At 62.7% G+C, this 23,654-nt stretch carries 27 protein-coding genes; 11 read left to right on the plus strand and 16 right to left on the minus strand.

What is annotated here, in order from left to right; translation table 11 throughout:
• Positions 1-176: 176 nt before the first annotated feature.
• Positions 177-638 (plus strand): GNAT family N-acetyltransferase, encoded by a 462-nt coding sequence (locus A3A9_RS0107515; protein WP_027058227.1) that lies wholly within the window; start codon positions 177-179, stop codon positions 636-638.
• A 69-nt stretch (positions 639-707) separates the two neighbouring features.
• Here the strand turns inward: A3A9_RS0107515 and A3A9_RS0107520 are convergent, their stop codons facing one another.
• The 5 genes from A3A9_RS0107520 to A3A9_RS0107540 all read right to left on the minus strand — a co-directional run bounded on the left by A3A9_RS0107520 (position 708) and on the right by A3A9_RS0107540 (position 5,658).
• Positions 708-2,483: a tetratricopeptide repeat protein gene (locus A3A9_RS0107520; RefSeq protein WP_027058228.1), complete on the minus strand. Its 1,776-nt coding sequence runs from the start codon at positions 2,481-2,483 to the stop codon at positions 708-710.
• Between the two features lie 183 nt (positions 2,484-2,666).
• Positions 2,667-3,104, minus strand: a complete 438-nt coding sequence (locus tag A3A9_RS0107525) for a DUF1284 domain-containing protein (protein ID WP_027058229.1) — start codon at positions 3,102-3,104, stop codon at positions 2,667-2,669.
• On the minus strand, positions 3,101-3,694 hold the full coding sequence (locus A3A9_RS0107530) for a biotin transporter BioY (RefSeq protein WP_027058230.1): 594 nt from the start codon (positions 3,692-3,694) through the stop codon (positions 3,101-3,103). The genes A3A9_RS0107525 and A3A9_RS0107530 overlap by 4 nt, the downstream gene beginning before the upstream one ends.
• Positions 3,695-3,861: 167 nt before the next feature.
• Positions 3,862-4,530, minus strand: coding sequence for a GntR family transcriptional regulator (locus A3A9_RS0107535; RefSeq protein WP_027058231.1), 669 nt, complete (start codon positions 4,528-4,530; stop codon positions 3,862-3,864).
• 111 nt (positions 4,531-4,641) lie between these two features.
• Complete coding sequence (locus A3A9_RS0107540; protein WP_027058232.1) at positions 4,642-5,658, minus strand: polyprenyl synthetase family protein; 1,017 nt, start codon at positions 5,656-5,658, stop codon at positions 4,642-4,644.
• A 208-nt stretch (positions 5,659-5,866) separates the two neighbouring features.
• Between A3A9_RS0107540 and A3A9_RS0107545 the strand changes: the two genes are divergently transcribed.
• From A3A9_RS0107545 to moaB, 6 genes are all read left to right on the plus strand, one after another.
• Positions 5,867-6,091, plus strand: coding sequence for a DUF2007 domain-containing protein (locus A3A9_RS0107545; protein WP_027034179.1), 225 nt, complete (start codon positions 5,867-5,869; stop codon positions 6,089-6,091).
• Entirely contained in the window at positions 6,091-6,888 is a 798-nt protein-coding gene (locus tag A3A9_RS0107550) for a tRNA1(Val) (adenine(37)-N6)-methyltransferase (RefSeq protein ID WP_027058233.1), read from the plus strand. The genes A3A9_RS0107545 and A3A9_RS0107550 overlap by 1 nt, the downstream gene beginning before the upstream one ends.
• Positions 6,889-6,967: 79 nt before the next feature.
• Positions 6,968-7,822 (plus strand): S49 family peptidase, encoded by an 855-nt coding sequence (locus A3A9_RS0107555; protein ID WP_027058234.1) that lies wholly within the window; start codon positions 6,968-6,970, stop codon positions 7,820-7,822.
• An 83-nt stretch (positions 7,823-7,905) separates the two neighbouring features.
• A complete protein-coding gene (locus A3A9_RS0107560) occupies positions 7,906-8,091 on the plus strand; it encodes a membrane protein (RefSeq protein WP_013896713.1) in 186 nt (61 codons plus the stop codon).
• A gap of 26 nt (positions 8,092-8,117) precedes the next feature.
• A complete protein-coding gene (locus tag A3A9_RS0107565; RefSeq protein WP_027058235.1) occupies positions 8,118-9,005 on the plus strand; it encodes a 4-(cytidine 5'-diphospho)-2-C-methyl-D-erythritol kinase in 888 nt (295 codons plus the stop codon).
• A 1-nt stretch (position 9,006) separates the two neighbouring features.
• Positions 9,007-9,552: a molybdenum cofactor biosynthesis protein B gene (gene moaB / locus A3A9_RS0107570; protein ID WP_027058236.1), complete on the plus strand. Its 546-nt coding sequence runs from the start codon at positions 9,007-9,009 to the stop codon at positions 9,550-9,552.
• A gap of 3 nt (positions 9,553-9,555) precedes the next feature.
• On the opposite strand, the gene A3A9_RS0107575 is transcribed toward moaB, so the two are convergent.
• Complete coding sequence (locus A3A9_RS0107575; RefSeq protein WP_027058237.1) at positions 9,556-10,530, minus strand: hypothetical protein; 975 nt, start codon at positions 10,528-10,530, stop codon at positions 9,556-9,558.
• A gap of 145 nt (positions 10,531-10,675) precedes the next feature.
• The gene (locus tag A3A9_RS0107580) at positions 10,676-11,203 is read right to left on the minus strand and encodes a glycosyltransferase (RefSeq protein WP_027058238.1); all 528 of its coding nucleotides are present in this window, start codon (positions 11,201-11,203) and stop codon (positions 10,676-10,678) included.
• Positions 11,204-11,353: 150 nt separating this feature from the next.
• Between A3A9_RS0107580 and A3A9_RS0107585 the strand changes: the two genes are divergently transcribed.
• Positions 11,354-12,508, plus strand: a complete 1,155-nt coding sequence (locus A3A9_RS0107585; RefSeq protein WP_027058239.1) for a PA0069 family radical SAM protein — start codon at positions 11,354-11,356, stop codon at positions 12,506-12,508.
• Positions 12,509-12,658: 150 nt separating this feature from the next.
• A complete protein-coding gene (locus A3A9_RS0107590; RefSeq protein WP_027058240.1) occupies positions 12,659-13,354 on the plus strand; it encodes a ribonuclease HII in 696 nt (231 codons plus the stop codon).
• A 149-nt stretch (positions 13,355-13,503) separates the two neighbouring features.
• Here A3A9_RS0107590 and A3A9_RS0107595 read toward each other — a convergent pair whose 3' ends face one another.
• The 6 genes from A3A9_RS0107595 to A3A9_RS0107620 all read right to left on the minus strand — a co-directional run bounded on the left by A3A9_RS0107595 (position 13,504) and on the right by A3A9_RS0107620 (position 17,601).
• Positions 13,504-13,995 (minus strand): F0F1 ATP synthase subunit B, encoded by a 492-nt coding sequence (locus A3A9_RS0107595; protein ID WP_027058241.1) that lies wholly within the window; start codon positions 13,993-13,995, stop codon positions 13,504-13,506.
• A 10-nt stretch (positions 13,996-14,005) separates the two neighbouring features.
• Complete coding sequence (locus tag A3A9_RS0107600) at positions 14,006-14,587, minus strand: F0F1 ATP synthase subunit B (protein WP_027058242.1); 582 nt, start codon at positions 14,585-14,587, stop codon at positions 14,006-14,008.
• A 58-nt stretch (positions 14,588-14,645) separates the two neighbouring features.
• Positions 14,646-14,870, minus strand: a complete 225-nt coding sequence (locus A3A9_RS0107605) for a F0F1 ATP synthase subunit C (protein ID WP_027058243.1) — start codon at positions 14,868-14,870, stop codon at positions 14,646-14,648.
• 67 nt (positions 14,871-14,937) lie between these two features.
• Positions 14,938-15,696 carry a F0F1 ATP synthase subunit A gene (locus A3A9_RS0107610; protein WP_027058244.1) on the minus strand — a complete coding sequence of 253 codons (759 nt, stop codon included), beginning with the start codon at positions 15,694-15,696 and terminating at the stop codon, positions 14,938-14,940.
• Positions 15,697-15,752: 56 nt separating this feature from the next.
• Entirely contained in the window at positions 15,753-16,160 is a 408-nt protein-coding gene (locus A3A9_RS0107615) for an AtpZ/AtpI family protein (protein ID WP_027058245.1), read from the minus strand.
• Positions 16,161-16,416: 256 nt separating this feature from the next.
• Positions 16,417-17,601, minus strand: coding sequence for a cell wall hydrolase (locus A3A9_RS0107620; RefSeq protein WP_027058246.1), 1,185 nt, complete (start codon positions 17,599-17,601; stop codon positions 16,417-16,419).
• A gap of 264 nt (positions 17,602-17,865) precedes the next feature.
• On the opposite strand from A3A9_RS0107620, the gene A3A9_RS0107625 reads away from it, so the two are divergent.
• The gene (locus A3A9_RS0107625; protein WP_161634485.1) at positions 17,866-19,059 is read left to right on the plus strand and encodes an acyltransferase family protein; all 1,194 of its coding nucleotides are present in this window, start codon (positions 17,866-17,868) and stop codon (positions 19,057-19,059) included.
• 6 nt (positions 19,060-19,065) lie between these two features.
• Here A3A9_RS0107625 and A3A9_RS0107630 read toward each other — a convergent pair whose 3' ends face one another.
• On the minus strand, positions 19,066-20,373 hold the full coding sequence (locus A3A9_RS0107630; protein ID WP_027058248.1) for an MFS transporter: 1,308 nt from the start codon (positions 20,371-20,373) through the stop codon (positions 19,066-19,068).
• A gap of 119 nt (positions 20,374-20,492) precedes the next feature.
• Here A3A9_RS0107630 and A3A9_RS0107635 point away from each other — a divergent pair, with 119 nt between their 5' ends.
• On the plus strand, positions 20,493-21,410 hold the full coding sequence (locus A3A9_RS0107635; RefSeq protein ID WP_027058249.1) for a LysR substrate-binding domain-containing protein: 918 nt from the start codon (positions 20,493-20,495) through the stop codon (positions 21,408-21,410).
• A gap of 29 nt (positions 21,411-21,439) precedes the next feature.
• Here the strand turns inward: A3A9_RS0107635 and der are convergent, their stop codons facing one another.
• On the minus strand, positions 21,440-22,879 hold the full coding sequence (der, locus tag A3A9_RS0107640) for a ribosome biogenesis GTPase Der (RefSeq protein WP_027058250.1): 1,440 nt from the start codon (positions 22,877-22,879) through the stop codon (positions 21,440-21,442).
• Positions 22,876-23,541, minus strand: a complete 666-nt coding sequence (locus A3A9_RS0107645) for a tetratricopeptide repeat protein (protein WP_027058251.1) — start codon at positions 23,539-23,541, stop codon at positions 22,876-22,878. The genes der and A3A9_RS0107645 overlap by 4 nt, the downstream gene beginning before the upstream one ends.
• Between the last annotated feature and the right edge of the window lie 113 nt (positions 23,542-23,654).

The raw sequence follows: 23,654 nt of genomic DNA on the forward strand, positions 1-23,654 counted from the left end.
GATCATGCTCTTCCGGCACGTCCTAGAGACACGACGTCGAAGCGTCAAGCAAAGCGCGCCGGATGCGGGCTGCGGGTGCCGTACGATGTTGAGCGCTTTGCGACTTGCTGGCCCATTGCCCGGCATGGGCACCTGCGGTCTGTTTAATCCTCACATCAACGACAACAGGCCCAGCCATGTCCAACTCCGTCATCGTCCGCCCGGTCACGCGACAGGATTTCGACCGTTGGCTGCCGCTTTGGGACGGTTACAACGCGTTTTATGGCCGCTCGGGCGAGACAGCGCTGGCAAGCGAGATCACCGCGATGACGTGGTCGCGCTTCTTCGATGCCTATGAGCCGATCCATGCGCTGGTTGCCGAAAGCGACGGACAGCTTCTCGGCCTCGTGCACTATCTCTTTCACCGCAGCACGACGGCAATCGCGCCGAACTGTTATCTGCAGGACCTTTTCACCACGCAGGGGTCGCGCGGAAAGGGCATCGGCCGGGCGCTGATCGAAGGCGTCTATGAGCGCGCCCAGGCCGCCGGTTCGGGCCGGGTGTACTGGCTGACGCATGAAACAAACCAGACCGCGATGAAGCTCTATGACAAGGTCGGCGAACGCTCCGGCTTCGTCGTCTACCGGAAACTGTTCTAAGGGCTGCGCACCGCTGCAAATGAAAACGGGACCCTGAAAAGAGCCCCGTTCGCATTCAAAAAGCTGATTTCACCCCTTCGGGGCAGGCACCGGCTCCGGCTTGACCTTAGGGGTCTCTTGCGCCGTGTTGGACTCGATCGGCGGCAGGCCCTTCATCAGCTTCTGCTGCAAGACGGCCAGCACATCGGGATCGGGCTTCAGGTCGCGGGCCTGGTTCCACTGGAAGGTGGCTTCAAGCTTGCGGCCGACGCGCCAATAGGCGTCGCCGAGATGGTCGTTGAGAACCGGATCTTCCGGCTTCAGCGAGACGGCGCGCTCCATCTCGCGCACCGAGTCATCGAACCTGCCCATGCGGAAATAAGCCCAACCCAGGGAATCGACGATGTAACCGTCGCTCGGCCTGAGATCTACGGCCTTCTGGATCATCGCCAGGCCTTCCTTGAGGTTCATGTTCATGTCGACCCAGGAATAGCCGAGATAGTTCAGCACCTGCGGCTGGTCGGGCTGCAGTTCCAGCGCCCTGCGGAAGTTCGGCTCGGCCTTCGGCCATTCCTTCAGGCGCTCATAGGCGATGCCGCGCTGATAGAAGATGTTCCAGTTGGCCGCGGTCGGCGTCTTCAGCACCTCGACAGCCTTGTCGTAGAGGTTGGCGGCCGAGCGGAAATCATCCTTCGAGGAATAGACCCCGCCGAGCGCCAGATAGGCGCGCATGTCGTCGGGATGAGCGTCGACGAAGGCCTTGAGATGGGTGATCGCCTCATCATGGCGGTCGAGATCGGCAAGGTTGAGGCCGAGCTGCAGGTCCGAAAGCTCCTTCAGCGGCGAAGAATCAGGAATCCGCCGATAGAGCGCGATGGCGCCCTCGCCGTCCTTCAACTGTTCGGCAACGGCAGCGAGCTGCACGAGAGCCGCATCGCTTTCAGGCCGCAAAGCCAGGGCGTATTGCAGGTAAAGACGGACGAACGGCTCGCCGCCGCCACGGTTGAGCGCGGTGGCGAGATCGAGCAGGATTTCCGAAGCACCATCCGACGGACCGGAAACGAAGGGCTCGATCTTGTCGCCCTTGGCGATACTGTCACGCAAGGCGACGATTTCCAGCTTGCCCGGCGAAAACGCCTCGGCCTGGTCAAGCACCGATACCGCCTTGGCCTTGTCGCCCTTGCGGGCCAGGAACGAGGCATAGGCCTGCGCGTTGCGCATCCAGGTTTCAGGCGCCGCCCCGCCGGCGGTCGTGTCCTGCATCGTTGCGGCATAGATCGCCTCGGCCTTGTCGGGCATACCAGACGCATCGGCGATCAGCGCGCGGTGGAAGGACTTGAACAGGCCAAACCAGTCCGGCCCCTGCAGCTTGTCGATGGAGGCCATCGCATCGGTGGCCTCTCCCGCGCCTTGCTGCGCCCAGCCGGACATGACGCCGGAGATCAGCCGGTCGAGGTCTGATTCGAGCGACAGCTTGAGCCAGTATTGCGCCTTGGTGAAATCCTTCTTGTGGAAGGAATCTACCGCCAGCGCCAGGCGCGAGAAACGCTCGACATCGGGCACTTCCTTGAGCTTGTCGGCATAGACCAGGGATTCGTCGAAGCGGCCTTGCGCGATCAGCGACAGCATCAGGCTCTGCTGCAGGCCGGTGTCGCTCGGATTAAAGGCCAAAGCCTGCTTGTAGTAGGCGATGGCGCTGTCGAGGTCGTTGTCGGCTTCGGCGATATGGGCGGCCAGATAGGCGCCCGAGAACGACGATATCTTGACCGGTTCGGTGGATTGGTTGGCATAGGCCGGCAAAGCCGAGAGCGCCATGCCTGTCACAATTGCCAGCCTCGTCAGCCAGCGCGCACGTCCTTGCTGCATCGTATCCCTTTCAGCCAGGCGCCATCTCCGCATCAGCGGGATCGACGTAGACTCGATCTTTCCGGGCAAAGCATGGCCTTTTTGGGGTCGCGCTTCAATCCGTCTGAAATTCACAATCGGGTCACCCGATTAACAAACCATGGCTGGGAGGGACATTCGGTCACGGAAAAGCCGGCGTCAAGGTCAGCCAGGCACGACGGATCGCTGTACCTTCGTATCGGCAAAGCCGCCGGCCGCAATAGTGCTGCACAGCTCGTTCCATTCGCAGCCGTCGCAGGCCTTGCGTACACTATCAGCAGAAAACGCCTGTCGCATCCGCGCCAGGATTGCCGCATCGAGATCGATGCGGACACTGGCCTGGATTGATCGAGCCAGCAAATCTCCGACATCGAGCGCAGCAAGCCGGTCCCGTTCGATGACGCTCTCGTTGAGACAATGCGGTTCCGGCTCGTCGAGCAGCGGCGCGCAGATATCGTCCGGGCCGGAAACGAGGAGGATGTCCTCGCCCCGGCTCAGGCGCTCCGCGATCGCGTCATAATTGGCCGTGAAAGCGGGGCTGTATCCCTTGCCCACATAGGTGAGCAGGCAAAGGAGATGATGGGCGCGCAGCCTGATCGTCACGGATTGGCCGGCTTCGCCTTGCCGCCGCGAAGCGCCATCAGCGTCGCAGCACCAAGCGCCGACTTGAGCAAGCCGCCGACGATGAACGGCAGGAAGCCGAAGGTAATGGCCTGATCGGCGCCGATCATGACCGCAAGCCAGGCCGTGCCGAGAACAAGGCAGGCAAGGTTGCCGAGCAGCATGGCGGCGAAGGCAAGCAACACCCTGTTGCCGTTCCAGCCGCGTTCGGCCAGCCAGCCGACCAGCGCGCCGACAACCGGGAAAGAAAAGAGATAACCACCCGTCGGACCGACGAAATAGGATGCACCCGCTGCTCCTCCAGACAGAACCGGAAAGCCGACAGCGCCCTCGACCAGCCAGGCGGCGATGGTGACCGCGCCAAGCCGCCAGCCGTAGAGCGCGCCGATGAGTGTTACGGCGAAAGTCTGCATGGTGACAGGGACAGGCACCATCGGCACTTCGATGTAGGACGCCAGCGCCAGGAACAAGGTGCCGAGCACGACGGCGCCGGCCTGCCAGGCGAGCGAACGATCCTGGAGCCGGAGCGGGCTGAAGGAGGGCTTGCGGGACGTAAATGCGATGTCGGTCATGGGGATCCTTCGATCGATCTAAAATTATAGATAATTTCCTCTTTCGATCTATTATCGAATCCACATTTCCCAGGAGATAGCAAGCCTTGGCTGTGCAAAGACTGTTTCAGTGCTTCTTGTTTGCGTAGTTCCGGACGGAAAACCGTTTCACGGTTTTCCTGGACCGCCTAGCCGACGATGGCAAACGCTTCGCGCGTCGTACCGGAGGCCGTCTTGACCGGCTTGCGGCCAATCCATTGGACATGCCGCCCCAGTGTTGCAGCGGCCGATTCTGTGTTTCCCTGCCGCAAGGCCGCTAATATCGCCCGGTGGTCCTGATCGGTGCGGGTTTCCCACTCCGAGCGCCATGCCGCGAACAGGAAGCGGGCACTGGCGGCGTGCAGATCGTCGATGGTGGCAAGCAGGCGCGGCATCGCGCATGGCGTCAGGATCAGCCGGTGAAAGGCGCGATTGGCTTCTTCCCACGACCTGACATCGCGGGATTTGTCACCTGCCTTTGTCGCCTCTTCGGCCTGGTGGAGAATGGCTGAAGTCAGGTGCGGCGCGGCATGATGCAGCGCCAGCACTTCGAGTGCGGCCCGCATTTCGGCGACTTCCTTGACTTCGCCGAGATCAAAGGCCGCGACACGCACGCCGCGGCGCGGCTCGCTGACGGCCAGCCCTTGCGCCTCAAGGCGGCGGAACGCCTCGCGCACCGGGACGTGGCTGGTGTGGAATTCCTCGGCGATGTGGTCCTGCCGAAGCCGGGCCCCAGGTTCGATCGCGCCCGAGATGATGCGATCCGCCAGCGCCTTGCTGATGCGCACCGCGATGGTGTCGTCCGTGCCCTTTGCCATGTTTTATAGATAATTTGCGGCAGGGCTGCTTGTCGAGACGGCGAGACCGGTATTCGCAAGCTTGCTGCCTCCGGCGCAAGCCAGAGGAAGCCCGTGAAAAGGCCGGCCTTCTCAGTTCACCCGGCTGATGCAGAAATCGATGACGTCGATCAGCGCCGACTTCTGCGGCGTTTCCTCCAGCGGCGCCAGCGCGTCACGGGCGATCTCGCCGAAATGGCGGGCGCGCCCGATCGTGTCGGCAATGGCGCCGTGGCGGGTCATCAGGCCGATCGCCTTTTCCAGACCCGCGTCGTCAGTGACATTGTCCTCGATGGCGCGCTTCCAGAAGGTGCGCTCGGCCTTGGTGCCGCGGCGATAAGCTAGGATGACCGGCAAGGTCACCTTGCCCTCGCGAAAATCGTCGCCGACATTCTTGCCCAGATCCTTGCTGGTGCCGCCATAATCCAGCGCATCGTCGATGAGCTGGAAGGCAAGGCCGAGATTCATGCCGTAGGAGCGTAGTGCGGCGCGATCATTGCGGGTCGCCTGCGCAATGACAGGGCCAACCTCGGCGGCAGCCGAAAACAGCGCCGCGGTCTTGGCCTTGATGACGGCGAAATGCTCGTCCTCGGTGGTTTCGAGGTTCTTGGCGGCGGCAAGCTGCATGACCTCGCCCTCGGCGATGATCGAAGCCGCGCTCGACAGGATGTCGAGCGCTTCGAGCGAGCCGACATCGACCATCATGCGGAAGGCCTGGCCGAGCAGGAAGTCGCCGACCAGGACGCTGGCCTGGTTGCCCCAGATCATGCGGGCGGTTTTCTTGCCGCGGCGCATACCGCTCTCGTCGACCACGTCATCGTGAAGAAGCGTCGCCGTGTGCATGAACTCGACGGAGGTGGCGAGCTTGACGTGGCCTTCGCCGGCATAGCCGAACATCTGCGCGGCGGCGAGCGTCAGCATCGGCCGCAGCCGCTTGCCGCCAGACGAGATAAGGTGGTTGGCCACTTCCGGGATCATCTGGACGTCGGAACCGGCCTTGGACAGGATGAGTTCGTTGACGCGCCCCATGTCGGCTGCCGTCAGATCGATCAGATCCTTGATGGAGGCGGGTTCCCGCTTCCCGTTTTCGATGTTGAGAACGACACCCACGACAATCACTCCCGTCTTGGTATAACGCGTGCGACGGCACCCTTAGTCCCTTCTCTGGACTCTAGGGCGGCGGACATGGCCACGGCAAGTGGCGAATTGGCGCGGCGGCGGTGACAGCGTGTCAACCGGTGCCGAAACAGACCCCTGTTCTGCCATGGAAATCGGCGTGCCCGTTTACATCAGCGCCGCAAACTGAAAGTTTCGTCCGATGATAGAACTTGTCCGCACCAACGATGCCGTGATCATCTCCTTTGTCGAATCGCTGATGCGCGACGCTGGCATTGCCTGCTTTGTCGCCGATCAGAATATGAGCATTCTGGAAGGGTCGATCGGTCTTCTGCAGAAGCGCGTCATGGTCGACGCCGACCACGCCGATGCGGCGCGGCGCATTCTGAAAGACGCCGGCATCGAGAACGAAATCCGCCAGAAGTAATGGCTGAAGCGAGCGCCCTTGTCCCCGACACGCCGGCCCATACGGTCGATGCCTTCCATCGCGGCCGGTTCTGGCTCGTGCAGCCCAAGCATGGCGGCCATCGCGCCGGCATGGATGCGATGATACTGGCGGCATCCTTGCCATCCTCGTTTGGTGGGCGCCTCGCCGATTTCGGCGCTGGGGCCGGTGCCGCCGGCCTGGCGGTGCTATCGCGCTGCTCGGCTGCCCAGGCAGTGCTTGTCGAACGCGCACCGGAAATGGCGGCCTTCGCGGCGGCTACCCTTGCCCATCCCGGCAATGCCCATCTCAGTAATCGCGCGTGCGTGCTCGTCGCCGATGTCACACTATCCGGCCAGGCGCGCGCTACGGCCGGCCTCGCCGACAATGATTTCGACTTCGTCATCATGAATCCGCCTTTCAATGCCGCACGCGACCGCGCCACGCCAGACCGCCTGCGAAAGGAAGCGCATGTCATGGAGGGCGGGCTGTTCGAGAGCTGGATCCGCAGCGCGGCGGCCGTGACCAGGCCGCGCGGCGGGCTGGCCGTCATCGCACGGCCCGAACAGCTAAGCGCCATTCTCGACGCCATGTCAGGCCGGTTCGGCGATGCCGAGATGCTCGCCGTCCACCCTCGCCCCGACGCGGCGGCGATCCGCATTATTGTGCGGGCGGCACTCGGCGCGCGCGGAAAACTTGCCATCCGACCGCCGCTGATGCTTCACGCGCAATCGGGCAACAGCCCCGATGAGCGCAGCGAAATGATCACCAACGGTCTCGCCTCGCTGTTTGGAGATTGAGCTATTCTGGCCGGCCGCATTGCTGTTGGCCGGGAAATCCCTACATGCCTGCAACCCACCGACCGGAGACCGCGCCCTCGTGAAACGTCTTTTCAACCGCTTGCTGCCGAAATCCTGGCGCTCCACCGTCGTCACCATTCCGGTCATCCGGCTGCATGGCACCATCATGTCGGGCGGCCAGTTCCGGCAGAACCTGTCGCTGGCTTCCACCGCCGGCCTCATCGAAAAGGCCTTTTCCTTTGACGCGCCGGCGGTCGCCGTCTCGATCAATTCGCCCGGCGGCTCGCCGGTGCAGTCGCGGCTGATCTTCAAGCGCATCCGCGACCTGGCGGTTGAAAAGAACAAGAAGGTCCTGGTCTTCGTCGAGGATGTCGCGGCCTCCGGCGGTTACATGATCGCGGTCGCCGGCGACGAGATTTTTGCCGATCCCTCCTCCATCGTCGGTTCGATCGGCGTGGTTTCGGCCTCGTTCGGTTTCCCGGAGCTGATGAAGAAGATTGGCGTCGAACGGCGTGTCCACACAGCCGGCCAGAACAAGGCGGTGCTCGATCCGTTCAAGCCCGAGAAGAAGGAAGACGTCGAGCGGCTGAAGGCGTTGCAGTTAGAGGTCCACGAAACCTTCATCGATCTGGTCAAGGAGCGGCGCGGCACGAAGCTGAAGGACAACCCGGACCTGTTCACCGGCCTGTTCTGGACCGGCAAGACGGGCCTGGAGCTCGGCCTCGTCGATGCACTCGGCGACATGCGCACCGTGCTGAAGACCCGGTTCGGAGCGAAGACCCAGATCAGGCTGGTCTCGGCGCCGCGCGGTTTCCTCAGCCGCTTCGGCCTGTTCGGCTCGCGTTTTTCAGCACCCGATATCGCCGCGGCTGCCGCCAGCGGCGTCATTGATGCGGCGGAAGAGCGCGCATTGTGGGCTCGCTTCGGGCTTTGAAAACCCGGCGAAACCGTCTACCATGAGAGCTTAATCGTCCCGACCGGCCGCCTTTGCCGGCCCAGCGTGGGAGGAGTTTTGGCATGCCGCAGATCATTTTCTTCACCGTCGTTGGCGTCGCCGCCTATTTCGGCTACCGCACGTTCGTGCGTGAAGCCGAGCGCGTGACGGCCAAGGTACGGCGCACCGAAAAGCAGGCGGCCAACGGCGCCATGGGAACACTGGTCAAGGATCCGAAGACCGGCGAATACCGGCTGGCCAAGGACTGAGCATCATCTCCAGTACGACTGACGCCGTGGACACCGAGATTGGTTCGCGTACTTGGCATGCGCATGCCAAGATCAATCTGGCGCTGCATGTCACCGGCAGGCGCCCTGACGGCTATCACCTGATCGAAAGCCTGGCCGTGTTCACGCGTTTTGGCGACCGGGTCGAGATCGCGCCCGCCGACAGCGACGTTTTTTCAGTGTCCGGGCGCTACGCGCCGGCGGTTCCCCTGGACGCCAGCAATCTGGGGATCAGGGCGCGCGATGCCTTGCGAGAAGTGGTCGGGTCCGAAAAAGCCCCTCCGGTCTCGATCAAGCTCGAAAAGAACCTGCCGGTTGCCTCCGGCGTCGGTGGCGGATCGAGCGATGCGGCGGCCGTGCTGCGCGGACTGGCAGAAACATGGGGGCTGGACATCGGTGGCGCCGAGTTGGCGCGGGTCGGCCTCTCACTTGGCGCCGATGTGCCGATGTGCCTGGCGGCAAAGCCGCTGGTTGCGCGCGGCATTGGTGACGAACTGTCGATGGTACCGGACTTTTCGGCACTGGGACTGGTGCTGGTCAATCCGGGAACGCCGGTCCCGACGGCGGATGTCTTCGCGGCACTTTCCCGGCGCGATAATGAACCCCTGCCGCCGCTGCCGCGCCGCATCGATTTTCACAGCCTGCGCAACTGGCTGGAGGTCACCCGCAACGATCTCCAGCCGGCGGCCCTTGCGATGCAGCCCGCCATAGGCCGGGCGCTGTCATGGCTTGATAAGGCTGGATCGGGCTTTTCGCGCATGTCGGGATCGGGCGCGACATGCTTCGGCCTGTTCGAGACCGGCAATGTCGCCAAGCGCGCGGCCGCAGAGATTCGCAACCGCCAGCCCGACTGGTTCGTCGCGGCGACGCGCAGCATGACATCGGAGGCCGAGTGACATGGCCAAGATAGACGAGAGCCGATCCTTCGTCCCCGTGCGCATCGCGGTGCTGACGGTATCGGACACACGCAGCCTCGCCGACGACAAATCCGGCCAGACGCTGGCCGACCGCATCACCGAGGCCGGCCACATCCTGGCCGCCCGCGATATCGTCACCGATGACCGCGACAAAATCCGTGACATGGTGCTGGCCTGGTCGCGGGACAAAAACATCGATGTCGTCATCACCACCGGCGGCACCGGCTTTACCGGCCGTGACGTGACACCGGAGGCGCTGGAGCCGATCTTCGAAAAGCGCATGGACGGCTTTTCGGAAGTCTTCCACCGCATTTCCTACGACAAGATCGGCACCTCGACAATCCAGAGCCGGGCGATCGGCGGCGTCGTCAACGCCACCTTCGTCTTCGTGCTGCCGGGTTCGCCCGGTGCCTGCAAGGATGCCTGGGACGGCATCCTCAAGGCGCAACTCGATTACCGCCACATGCCCTGCAACTTCGTCGAGATCATGCCGCGCCTGGACGAGCATCTGCGGCGGGGCAAATAGCCGTCAGCGGATGACCGGCTCGCCATGAAAGCGCCGGCGCGAGGGGCGCGAAACACCGAAACCGACTTCCATCATCAGCCGCGGCGTGCGCGCCGGCACGGTGCCCATGTGGAAACCGAAGGGGTCCTCGACGAAGCCGAGGCCGGCTTCGCCGGTCAGCGTCACCGGGCTCTGCTCGCCATAGACGTCCAGCACCTCCTGGGCGGAATGGCCGACCAACAGGGTCAGCTGATGCTTTATGGCGCGCCTGTTATGGCTACCCCTGACATAGACATGCGGACCGGTGCCGGTGTCGACGGGCTTGAGGTAGAAGAAGAATTTCAGCATGCGCCAGTCGTCGAGGTCGAAATGATATTTGCCCAGCGAGGCAAGGTTCTTGTCGGCGTCCGAGGCCTCGCCGGTCGGAAAGCTCCACCAGACGCGCGTCGTGATCAGTTTCGCCTGGGCGCCGAGATAGTGCGCGGCAATGTCGAGAAGCAGCGGATCGCGCTGTATGGCGAGTGCCGCCGGGCAGTCGAGGATGCGCTCGAAATAGTGGCCGCTGAGCAGCGAGCGGCCCAAGCGTTTCTCGGCTTGCGCATGTTCACCCGGCATGAATTCCAAACGGCGGTCGAAATTGCCGAAGCAAGGCGTACGCCCCGCGAAATCCGCGATCTCGCGATGAATTTCCGGCGGCAGGACCAGACCTGAAAACAGGCCGTCGGCGTGCAGCGCATCGACCACCGTTGCCCGCTCGACACCGGCAAACATCGTATCGCCCGCATTGTCGACAGGACGGGCGCGTTTTGCACCCAGCCAGTGCATCCGGCGCCCCGGCATGGTGCGCGCCAGCATGAACATCGGCAGCCAGGCCGGGTTTTCGCGCAGATCCGTCAGGTAGGTCGGAATGCGCACGGCAATGCGCCGCAGCAGGCCGCCATTGCGCGCAATGGCCTCGAGGCTGGCAGCACCGGATTTGTCAGGGGTTGAAAGGTTCATCGGGTCCTCGTCTATGAGCGTAACACCCGATGCCGCATCGGTGTTCACAACTCGCATGACCCAAACCCATTCACCCGCTTCGGAGGAAGGCTAACCCCACGTCAGATTTTGTGCAATGCACAATGAACAGAGCAGCCGCAAAAAATCACTTCGGGGTGCGGTGCTGCTGCTTCGGCGGCGCCACCCAGATCTCGGCATCGAGCTTCTTCGTCGCCAGGCCGCGCGCCAGCGCCTCGGCGCTGCCGGAGCTCTTCGACAAGGAAGCGGCCTGCCGCTTGCTGATCACCAGTCCGTCGGCGAGCGCACGGTTTCCCGAAAACACCCGAGCCAGGAATGACGTGCGGCTGCCGCGTGCGCGAGAGAATCGCGCCGCCATGGTTTGCCTGGCCGTGTGAGCGACCACCGCTTCGATCCAGCCTTCCACAAGCCGTGCGCCCGGCTCCAGCAGCAACAGCCAGTCACCCTTGGCCTGCCTGATGCCGGCGGCAATGCCGCCGCTCGCCACATAGTGGCAGCCGGCATGCTCGGCGATACGGTGCGTCTGGTCGGTGGAGCCGGTGTCACAGATGACGACCTCGCGCACCACGCCCTCGACCGCGCCACCAATCAGCGAGCCGAGCGTGCGGGCGAGAGCCTCTTCGTCATTGCGTGTTTCGATGAGGACACTGAGCATGTTTAGCCGAATAGCGGAAAGCTGGGCGCAGCGCCAGTTTTTGCAGCGCAGCATAAAAAGTTCTTGATTTGTTCTCGTCCAGGAAATAGGAATAATTTCATGAACAGAGCGATTCGACACAACATGGAAAGTCCTTGGGAGCGGGCAAAGATGGAACAGATCGTGCGCGCAGACATTGCAGCTTTCGGAGCAGGACGCGCCGAGATGGCCAATGCGATGATTGAGCAGAGTGGCGTGCGTGTCCGTCCGGATCGCAATCGCGGCCGGTCGGCGGGCATAAATCCGTCGGGACGGTTCGAGCCGGTCAGCCGACATGTCTTCGATGACGGCTGGAATTCTCTGGAGGAACTGCCGCCGTTCAAGACCGAGGTGCAGGTGGAAAAGCCGCGCACCATCATCACCCGCAACGAATCGCCAGACATCTCCTTCGACCGGTCGATCAACCCTTATCGGGGTTGCGAGCATGGCTGCGTTTATTGCTTTGCCCGGCCGACGCATTCGTTCATGGGCCTGTCGCCGGGCCTGGATTTTGAATCCAAGCTGTTCGCCAAACCGGATGCGGCGCGGCTGCTCGACAAGGAACTGTCGAAGGACGGCTACCAGCCGCGCACCATCGCCATCGGCACCAACACCGATCCCTACCAGCCGATCGAGAAGCAGTACCGGATCATGCGCGAGATCCTCGAAGTGCTGGAAGCGCGTGGCCATCCGGTCGGCATCGTCACCAAATCCGCTTTGGTAACGCGCGACATCGACATCCTGTCGCGCATGGCCGAGCGCGGACTGGCCAAGGTGGCGCTGTCGGTGACGACAATGGACCGCATGCTGGCGCGCACCATGGAGCCTCGCGCGTCGACGCCGACCAAGCGGCTGGAAGCGATCCGGCAGCTCTCGGATGCCGGCATTCCAGCTTCGGTGATGGTGGCGCCGATCATCCCCGGCCTCACCGACCAGGAGATGGAACGCATCCTTGATTCGGCGCGCGCCGCCGGCGCGCGCGAGGCGGGTTATGTCATTCTGCGCCTGCCGCTGGAGGTCAGCCCGATCTTCAAGGACTGGCTGTTGCGCCACTATCCCGATCGCTACCGTCACGTGATGTCGCTGATCCGTTCGATGCGCGACGGCAAGGATTACGATTCGGAATGGGGCAAGCGCATGAAGGGCGCTGGTCCTTACGCCTGGCAGATCGGCCGCCGCTTCGAGATCACCGCCAAGCGGCTCGGCCTCAATGCCGAGCGGCGCACGCTGCGCACCGACCAGTTCGTCGCCGCCGGAAAAGACCAGGAACAGCTGATGCTGCTCTGAGATTGCAACTCGCCGCGGCGGTTTGACCGCCACGGCAAAGAATCCCGTCCGGCCTGCCCCGGCCTGCAGACGGTGCCCTCCCGGTCCGGCGCCCCACCCGACCCGGAGGGACTTGCGGAGAATCGGAGCCGATGCGAACCTCGCCGCAACATGGCTCGCGCGCGTTCCGATTCTCCGCTTCTCTTCGAAATCGTCGAGAAACCCGATTTCTCCTTCGAGACGAAGGCGATGGCCGAGGGCTTGTGGCCGGTCGCAGGCATGGACGAGGCCGGCCGTGGTCCGCTGGCCGGGCCGGTGGTCGCCGCGGCCGTGGTGCTCGACCCCGCCAACATTCCCGAAGGCCTCGACGATTCCAAACGGCTCAGCCATTTGCAACGCGAAGCGCTGTTCCTGCGCATTCTTGGCTCGGCGCAGGCGATTTCCATGGCTTCGATCAGCGCCGAGGGTATCGACGGCAGCAACATCCTCAAGGCGAGCCTCGAAGCGATGCGGCGCGCCCTGGTCGGGCTGTCGGTCCGGCCGAAGCTCGCGCTCGCCGACGGACGCGATGTGCCACCAGGGCTGCCTTGCGAGGGCCGCGCGCTGATCAAGGGCGACCAGCGCTCACAGTCGATCGCCGCCGCCTCGATCGTTGCCAAGGTGATGCGCGACCGCATGATGTGCGGCTGCGGCAACCATCACGGCCGCTACGGCTTCGAGGTCCATATGGGCTATGCGACGGTCCGGCATCGCACGGCGATCGAGGCGCATGGCCCAGTGGCGCGGCTGCACCGGGTTTCGTTTGCGCCGTTCAGGCTGGGCGGGGCTGAGGTCGTTGAGGAAGAGGGCCTTGCCGGACTGGATTGAAGCGACGGCGTTATCTTCGGAGATTGGCGAAAGCAGCGGCGACAGCCGATCTCCCCCTTGTGGGGGAGATCGGCTGCGTTGGCGTCAACGCCCAATAAAAAAGCCGCCAGGTTGCCCGGGCGGCTTTTTGATTTTCAAATGCTGTCAGCCTAGTTCAGCTTGGCCTTCACGTCCGCGAGCGAAGCCTTGAACAGGTCGGCTCCAGTCTTGACGTCGACCTTGGCAGCCAGCAGCGCGCGGGCGGCCTCGACGGCGATGTCGACGGCGCTGGCGCGCACTTCGGCAATCGCATCACGCTCGGCCTGACCGATCTTCTGCTCGGCAAGCGCGGTGCGCCTGATAACATAGTCTTCGGTCTTCTTGTGCGCGTCCGCGGCGAGCATTTCGGCTTCACGCTTGGCCGCAGCGACAATGTCGGCAGCCTCCTGCTCGGCTTCCTTGCGCTTCTTCTGATACTGGCCAAGCAGTTGCTGGGCCTCTTCGCGCAGACGGCGTGCTTCATCGAGCTCATTGCTGATTCTCGCGGCGCGGGCATCGAGCGCTTTGGCGATCATGCCAGGCACCTTGATGTAGATGGCGACGCCCAGGAAAATGATGAGGGCTATCGTTGCCCAGAGCGTTGCAAGAGATGTGGCGTCCATGATGCGCTCCTCACCGGGCCACGGATTTGACCGCAGCCGCGACCTCGGCCTTGCTGGCCTTGCCGCCGACCAATGCCTCGACGATTTCCGAAGCGGTGTCCTCGGCAATCCCGCCGACTTCCTTCATGGCGCTGGCCTTGATGGAAGCAATGCGTGCCTCGGCCTCGCCAAGCTTCTGGTCGAGAGCCGCCTCAATCTTCTTGCGCGCGGTGTCGGCTTCAGCCTTAGCCGCGTCGGTCGCCTGCTGGCCGATCGAATTGGCGTTCTTCTTGGCCTCCGCCAGTTCCTGCTCGTAAGCAGCAACCGCGGCGTCGGCCTCGCCCTTCAATTTGCTCGCCTGGTCGAGGTCCTTGCTGATGCGGTCGTTGCGGACATCGATGATGCCGCCGACGCGCGGCATCACGACCCGCTTCAGGAACAGGTAGAACAGCCCGAACGTGATCGCCAGCCACAGAAGCTGCGACGGGAACGTCGCAGGATCGAATGGCGGGAACGCGCCGTGTGCTTCCGCAGGCACGCCGGTAGCGGAATGCGTGTCGCCTTCCGTTGTGGCAGGCGCGGACTCTTGCGCAAAGGCAGATGTCACGAACATGGACTATCCCCGAAATTCAGACCCGAACGCCGAGGCGTCGGACCAGATGGCGCAAGGCTTACTTGAACAGTGCAAGAAGCGCGATGAGAAGCGAGAAGATGCCCAGAGCTTCGGTCACGGCAAAGCCGAAAATCAGACGGCCGAACTGGCCGTCAGCAGCCGACGGGTTGCGCAGCGCGCCCGAGAGATAGCTGCCGAAGATGTTGCCCAGGCCAATGCCCGCGCCACCCATGCCCAGGCAAGCGATGCCGGCGCCGATGTACTTTGCTGCTTCTGCGTCCATTTGTTCAACTCCTTTGGATCTAAAATTCCGTTGCGATTCCATCCGGCAACTTCGCCGGAAATTCTAATTAGTGCGAAGGATGCAGGGCGTCGTTCAGATACATGCAGGTCAGCACTGCAAACACGTAAGCCTGCAAGAGCGCCACGAGCAGCTCCAGCGCCGTCAACGCCACCGCCATAGCCAGAGGCAAGATCGAACCCGCAATGCCAAGCGCACCAAGCGCGCTCAGGCTGACGACAAACCCCGAAAAAACCTTCAGCGTGATGTGGCCGGCGAGCATGTTGGCGAACAGACGAACAGAAAGGCTCACCGGGCGCGATACGAAGGAAATCACCTCAATCGGAACGACAAGCACCATCATCACGAGAGGCACACCTTTCGGCACGAACAGCTTCAGGAAGCCAAGGCCATGCTTCATGAAGCCGTAGACGATGACGGTGGCAATCACCAGGATTGCCAGACCGAAGGTGACGATGATGTGGCTGGTAATGGTGAAGAAATAGGGGAACAAGCCAAGCAGATTGGCCACCAGCACGAACATGAACAGCGAGAATACCAACGGGAAGAACTTCATGCCCTGCGTGCCGGCGGCGTCGCGCAACATGTTGCCGACGAATTCGTAGGCCATCTCGGAGACCGACTGCAGCCGGCCAGGAACAAGGCTGCGGCTCGACGTGGTGAGGAACAGGAACCCGGCCGCAACGACCACCGTCGCGACCATAAACAGCGCGGAGTTGGTGAAAGACAGGTCGTAGCCGCCGATGTTGATCGGAATCAGCTTGATGATATGGAACTGGTGGATCGGATCGACCTTGTCAGCTGCCACGTTCTAACCCCGTCAATGCCGCGTACGGCCAAATTATCATTGCCGCCTGTCAGCGGCTATTTGCTGTCGTTCCGGCCAGAGCGTGATTTGTCGCCCTGTCCGAATTCTGCCACAACGCCTGCGGAGCGCATGACATTGAGCACGCCGGCGCCAAAACCAAGCAGCAGGAAAACGATCAGACCGAACGGCGATGTCCCCGCCATACGGTCGATGATCCAGCCGATGCCCGCGCCCACCACCACGCCAGCGATAAATTCGCTGGAGAGCTTGACCGCCTGGCCATAACCGGCCGCACTGCCCGCTTTCGCGTCGTCTTTCCCCTCGAGCCGGTTCGGCAACCTTGTCGCAAGCGATGCTTCAAGTTCACGCCGACGTCGCTCAAGATCGTCGTCACGGATGTCGGCTTCATGCTGCTTGCCGGGGCCGGTTTCTCCGGTTCCGTCTGGCCCATTCTTGTCGGCCATCGCAACCCCCCTGCCCGGTCAGACCGTCACCGTCCGTCCGCTTCTAAAGTCGCCGGCAACATAGTTAGAGGGTTTGCGCCCGTCAAGCCACGGGCGGAAGTTCATTGTCATGTATTTTACGCAATGAAATCAGATAATTAGTGAGGTGCGACATCGTGCCCGTCATGCGGACATGGATACGGCGCCCGAATCCTCTGTGCAATGGCTTCCTGATCAAGCTTGCGGTGGGCCAAAAAGGCCGGCGGCTGACGAGCCCTCAGCTCCAGCCACCGCCATAGGTGCGATAGAAGATATGCAGGCCGATCTTGGTCATCTTCTGCATCGTGCGCGCCCAACCGGGGTGGACGTATTGGGCGTAGTAATGGGTCGACGAGCCGACCTCCGGGATGAAGATCTTGCCGGCGGTGACCGCCATGGCAATGTCCTGCGCGGTCTTGTAGGCGACCGGGCTGTCGATGCGCTTCTTCCTGCCGTCGCAAGCGAAGGAGAACTGGCAGCGGTTGAACCAGCTGTCGTTTTGATAGACAACGCCGCAGATCGAATTCGGATAGGCCGGATTGCGGACGCGGTTGAGGATGACTTGGGCGACGGCAGCCTGGCCACGCACGGATTCGCTTCTCGCCTCGAAGTAGATGCCGTTGGCCAGGCATGCCTGCTCCTTCTTGGAGAAGACACTCTCGGGCAGCGGATTCTGGATCCACCAATGGTCACCCTTGGCCATCGGCGGAATGAAACGGCCGCTGTTGGGCTCTTCGTCCTGAAGCAGAACTTCGAAAGGCGAGGCCTTGGCATAGTCCGGCTCGGATTGCGCATAGGCCGTCGCCAGAATATCGGGATGGTCATTGTTGACCAGGGCGGCAAGCATGGCCGGCACGCCCGGATCCGGCTTCTTGTCCTCGCGCGCATGGAACGCGGCTGCGATCTGGATTTCCTTGCCTTTGATCTGCGGCTTGGCAAAAGCCATCTTCAGGTCGCCGTCCATAGTCGGCCGCGTCAACGAGGAGGTCCGCTGGAAGATAGAACCGGCGTTGAAGTTCTTCGGCGGGGCGACGGGAGACATCTGGACGATGCGGCCCTTCTTGTCGGCGCGCACGACGCGATCCTCGTCAGGCGAGCCGCTGACCTTGCCGCCCTTGCCGCGAAACGACACGTTGCCGACGCCGGCCAGGTGAATGCCTGATCCGGAGATCGAACCGGTAACGTCGGAATCGACGAACGGCATCTCGGCGGCGTGCACTGAACCGGCGACGGATCTCTCGACATAGGAATTCCAGCGCGCGGTCGGCGATTCAAGGCCGGAAACGAGGCTGGTCATATCCTGGTAGGCGGCGACGGTCGGGAAGCCGATCCAGATGCCGAGGCCGATGATGAACGGAGACACAAGGCTGCGTTTCTTCTCACCGGCGGCGGCAATAAGCCGCTTCAACACACGTCGATGCACTGAACTCTCCAGGAACGCGACTGACCCCACTGGAGAGCAAAATGATGCATTAACCTTGATGGGACGTTAACGGGATCGATCGGGTTTTCTCAGTCGGCTCAAGGTCGTGGTTTCGGAGTCGGACGGTTTTGCGGCGGGATGGCGACGCAATACCCGCCAATCCGCGTTCCTAGAACCGGACTTAACCGGATATCCATATTCCGAGCGTCACAATGGAGCTGTTCGAAACAGCGGCCGCGCAAGCCGAGCGACGAGGCAACGGTCGTGGACACTACAACCGCAAACGGCGTAAACTCGATAAGGCCGCCCGGACGCCCCCAACTTCATAATTTGACGGCCTTGCGGGCTTTTGCGGCCCTAGCGATATTCATCCATCATCTAAAGGTGTTTGGAATCGATGCGTCGCAATACATCCGGAACATGGATCTGGAATGCGCCGTCTCGTTCTTCTTTGTCCTGTCAGGGTTCGTGTTGTCCTACAGTTTCGCAGGGCGCTTCCTTGACTGGCGCGATATAAGACACTTTGTCTGCCAGAGATTTTTCAGGCTCTGGCCCGTCCACATGCTGTGTTCCTTTTTTGCCGTGGTGACGCTTCATGAACCGGCAAGCCTTCTCACCGCATATCTAACGACGACGCTCCAGAGCTCATGGATACCGACCTACGGCACGGCCTACGCCTACAATGGCGTCTCATGGTCGATATCGGTCGAGTTATTCTTCTACCTTATCTTGCCGTTCATTCTGATCCTGAGGCCAAACCAGGTCATGCTGGTGATTTGCGGCTGGACCCTTGCCGTCCTCGGTCTGCTAGCGTTCACGGCGGTTTTGCCCGGTCCTGTATTTCCGCCTTCTTCCGAACGACCGTGGCTGGATTTCTACGTTACGGACGCATCGTTCGTTCAACTTTTCCCACCCCTGCGGATGGTGGAATTCCTGTCGGGGATAGCCGTCTATCAATTGTTCAGACTTCGGCGCATCCCCGCCGGCTGGTTGGCGTCCGCTCAAATCGCGGCAATCGCCAGCCTGGTGCTTTATGCCGGTGCGCATGACGAGATCACGCAATTCTTCGCCAATCACGCATCGGTCATGGCGTCTGTCGCGTACCGCGAATATGGGATGTATCCGGTATTCGCTGCCATGGTCTATGTCTTTGCGCACCAATCCGGTGTGGCGACGCGTGTTCTCTCTTGCCGCCCGTTGATTTTCTGCGGCGAGATCAGTTTCGCATTCTACATGATTCATCAAATCGTCATTTTCAACCTGGCCTACAATTACGAGATCGATAAGCACTACGGTCCAATAGCAGTCACAACTTTGGCAGCGATATTGAGCCTTGGCCTTTCGTTCATCCTCCATCGAACGGCGGAAAAACCCGCCATCGCCTGGGCCAAAAGGCGGTTCCCGATGTCCAGGCACGCACCTTCATCCCAGCATACGCCGCTGGCCGCCTTGGTTTGACTTGTCTCAAGCTGGTCGAGGCGCAACCGGCCGCAGGAAGATCGGCCAGGCAATCAGCGCGCAGAGGGAAGCCGACAGCCAGACGCCGGACCACGACCCGAGGTGCAGCAACCCAGGAATGGCCACCGGCACCAGGAAGAAGCCGACGAAAACAAAGGTGTTGGCCAGGCTGAGCGCGGTTCCGACATGGCCAGCGCCGGCAAGCGTGGCAAGCTCCGTATAGGCGACGCCGTGCCAGGCGGAGACCGAGATGCCTGCTACAATCAGCACCAGGGGAAGGACAGCGATCAGATAGGGCTGGCTGCCTGGCATGGCAGGAGCGGCCAGAACCAGAAGCCAGAGCACCGCGAAGGCCAACGCGCTGAGCGCACTGCATAAGCGGAGAAACTGGCGGCGGTTGCCGTGGCGGTCGGTGTAGCGGCCGCTCCAGACGCGCATGACCATGGCGCCGACCTGCACCGCGGCGAGGCTCGCACTGATCGCGGCCGTTCCCAGCCCGGCGAAGTCGTGCAGGAACACCGATGCGAAAGTGAGCACCGCCACCTGCGGAAAGCAGAGTAGGCCGATGGCGGTTGCGATGCGCCAGACCTCGATGTTGCGCAGCGGCGCCGGTCCGGCCACATCAGGCGAAACGACGTGACCCGCCATCGGAGGCTCATGCAGCCAACGCCAGGCAAACACGGCGGAAAGAGCGGAGGCGCCTGCCAGGAGCCCGAACACCGCGGAAAAGCCGAAAACCAGGGCAAGCGACGGCAGGACGAGCGCGCCGATGCCGCCGCCCATGGGTACCGCCGTCTGCCTGATGCTCATGGCGAAGCCACGTTCGTTTTCCCGGAACCAGCCCATTATGGCGCGGCCGCTCGAGCCGTTGACGCTGCCACCCAGCAGTCCGGTGACGAGCAAGCTTGCGGACAGGAGCATGACATCAGGAATACCTGACCTTGTCGGCACGACGAGCATCGCCATGGCAAGGAGCCATGCCGCCGTCGCGCCAAGCCCGATCAGCAGCACGCGGCGATCGCCCCAGCGATCGGTGAGCAAGCCCCAGGGCAGTTCGCTGAGCGCAACGCCCAACCCGAGAACGCCGAGTGCAATGCCGAGTTCGGCATTGCTGAGATGATAACCCTGACGAAGCACGACCGCCGTTGCCGGTATGCCGGAAAAGGTGGCCGAGAAACTGGCGTTCGCTGCGACGCCTATACCCAGCACCTTCCAGCGATGACCGGGACTGAACACTTCTTCGGCTGGGCTGGCGACCCTGTCCTGCAGGATTTGTGTTGGCTGTTGATCGGTGCAGTCGACGAGGGCGGACATGACTTCATTCCCGTGGGGGCCAGCGAAGCCGGCCTTGACGGGTTCTCTCTAACGCCATAAATCCATCCTTAAAATCAGGAAGTTTTTGACTATCAATCCCGAAATATAGGACATTTGCCATGCGGCGCGTGACATTCGACCTCGACGTTCTCAGGAGTTTCGTCACCGGCATGGAGCTGGGCAGCTTTGCCAAGGCCGCCGACCGGCTTGGCCGCTCGACCTCGGCGGTCAGCGCGCAGTTGAAGAAGCTGGAGGAACAGGCAGCGACGCCGATCTTCCGTAAGTCGGGGCGCGGCCTCGCCTTGACGGAGGCCGGCGAAACGATGCTCGGTTACGCGCGCCGGCTACTCGACCTGAACGACGAGGCGGCAGCGGCCATCCATGATGTCGAGCTCGAGGGCTGGGTGCGGCTCGGCATGCAGGAGGATTTCGGCGAAGCGGTGCTGCCGGACGTGCTCGGCCGCTTTGCCCGTGCCCACCCCAAGGTCAAGATCGAAGCCAGGATCGGGCGTAGCCACGACCTCGCAGAAAGGGTGATGTCAGGGAGCCTCGACATCGCACTCGCCTGGCACTGTGGCCAGACGCTGCCCTACAGCGAGCACATCGCCGATGTGCCGATGCGCTGGATCGGCCCGGCCAAACGCATCGAGACCAGCCTGCGCGACGGCGAGCCACTGCCGCTGGTGGCGCTCGAAGCGCCCTGCCTGTTGCGTACGGTGGCGACGGAAACGCTCGACCGCGCCGGCCTGCCCTGGCGCATGGCCTTCTCCAGCCCGAGCCTCGGCGGCATCTGGGCGGCCGTCGCCGCTGGACTTGGGCTGACGATCCGCACCGATATCGGCCTGCCGGCAAGCGTCAGCGCGATGACACCGGAGATCGCCGGCCTGCCGGCGCTGCCCAAAATGGCGTTGTACCTGCATCGGAGTGATGCCGAACCCGAGCCGGTGGCGGCCCGCCTCGCCGACATATTGCTGGAGGCGGCGCGGCAAGCATTGCCAGATAATACGCGGACTGCCGGCTTGCGTGCCGTGGCCTGATCGGGAAAACGCCAGATGGCGGCCGAGGCTCAGCCGCGCTTCTTGGCCCGGCCGGCGAACGGGTTGTCGGAGGTGCGCAGCGCGATGCGGATCGGCACGCCCGGAATGTCGAACGCTTCGCGCAGGCTGTTCGAGAGATAGCGGACATAGGATTGCGGCATCGCATCCGGCCGCGAGCACTGGACAACAAAACCCGGCGGCCGCGTCTTGGCCTGGGTGACGTATTTGACCTTCAACCGGCGGCCGGCGACGGCGGGCGGCGGATGATGCGCCAGTATGGCTTCAAGCCAGCGGTTGAGCTTGCCGGTCGAGACACGGCTGTTCCACACCTTGTGCGTCTTCAGCACGGCATCCATCAGCTTGTCGAGGCCACGTCCGGTCTCGGCCGAGACCGGCACGGCCTGGATGCCGCGCACCTGCGGCAGCAGCCGTTCGGTCTTCTCGCGCAGTTCCGCCAGAAGCTCTTGCGGATGATCGATCAAATCCCATTTGTTGAAGGCGATCACCGGCGCCCTGCCCTCGCGGATGATCAGGTCGGCAATCTGCAAATCCTGCTTCTCGAAGGGAATGGTGGCATCGAGCACGATGACGACGATCTCCGCGAAGCGGATGGCACGCAGGCCATCCTGCACCGACATCACTTCGAGCTTTTCGTGGATCCTGGCCTTGCGGCGCATGCCGGCCGTGTCGAACAGCTTCAGCCGACGGCCATGCCAGTCCCAGTCGACCGAGATCGAATCGCGAGTGATGCCGGCTTCCGGGCCGGTCAGCAGCCGCTCCTCGCCGATCAGCGCGTTGATCAGCGTCGACTTGCCGGCGTTCGGGCGGCCAACAACGGCGATGCGCATCGGCTTGGTGTCGTCGTAGCTATGCACGTCTTCGGCGTCAGGGTCGGCAATGTCCTCGCCGATCAACACCTCGGTGGCGGCGATCTCGTCGTCTTCGCCCTCTTCGTCCTCGCCGAAGGCGCGCGCCTCGCCGAGCGCGCCAATCACCGCGTCGCGCAGATCGGGCATGCCCTGGCCATGTTCTGCGGAAACCGGGATCGGCTCGCCCAGCCCGAGTTCCCAGGCCTCCAGCATGCCGCCCTGCGCGCCCTTGGCCTCGGCCTTGTTGGCGACCAGCACGACCGGCTTGCCGGATTTGCGCACGATCTCGGCGAAGGTCCTGTCGTCGGGCAGCAGGCCGGACTTGGCGTCGATGGTGAAGAAGATCAGGTCGGCTTCGTGGATGGCGATCTCGGTCTGCGCGCGCATGCGGCCGGGCAAGGTCGAGGCGCCGGCATCCTCGAAACCGGCTGTGTCGATGACATCGAAATGCAGGTCGTAGAGCTTGGCGGCATGGACGCGACGGTCACGGGTGACGCCAGGCGTGTCGTCGACAAGCGCCAGCTTCCTTCCCACCAGCCGATTGAAAAGGGTCGATTTGCCGACGTTAGGTCTGCCTATGATGGCGACTTTGAACGTCACGATGCACTGCCTGACCCGCGGATCAATTCGGACATCAGCGTTGCCCGCTCGCGGGTGTTGCGCGGGGCGCCGTCATCGGCGGCGATCTGGTCGAACAGTTTGAGCGCGTCCTGGGTCTTGCCTTCCTTCCAGGCGGCAAGGCCGAGCGCCTCGCGAGCCGTGTGGCGCAGCGTATTGGTGTCCGATGTCAGCGCCTCGACGCGGCTGGACACATCGGCGAAGGAGCCGTGATCGACGAGCAGAAGGGCAGCCCGGAGCCGCGCCATGTCGCGAATGCCCTGGGGAATGGCGGTGTCGGCCGCGACATCGTCGAAATCCTTGACGGCGGCATCGGTGTCGCCCTTGTTGGCCTTGACGGTGGCGGCACGCATGCGGGCGAGCAGCGGATAGGCGCCGTAGCCATCCTTCTCCAGCTGATCGAGCGCGGCCAGCGCATCGTCGTTCTTGCCGTCATTGGCAAGCTTCAGGGCCTGCGAGAAGGCATCGCCGGAGCGGTTGGCGCGCGTCTCGTCCCAATAGCGGTAGCCGACGAAAGCGGCGGTGCCGAGCACCACCAGGACCGCTATGACGATCAAGGCCGGACCAAAACGGTCCCACAGCTTCTGCGCCTGCTCGCGACGGATCTCGTCATTGACTTCACGGATAAAACTGTCGTCGGACATCAATCAAAACCACTTTTGCCCCGGGCTGGGGCGGTTCATGAGCCCGCGTTTTAGCGAAATTTTGTCGGCATGGAAGGGGTTGCGCCGGAAAATCGCCCATTCCCAAGGGGCAA

Source organism: Mesorhizobium loti CJ3sym, assembly GCF_000472785.1.
In the GTDB taxonomy this organism is placed as follows: Bacteria; Pseudomonadota; Alphaproteobacteria; order Rhizobiales; family Rhizobiaceae; genus Mesorhizobium; species Mesorhizobium loti_E.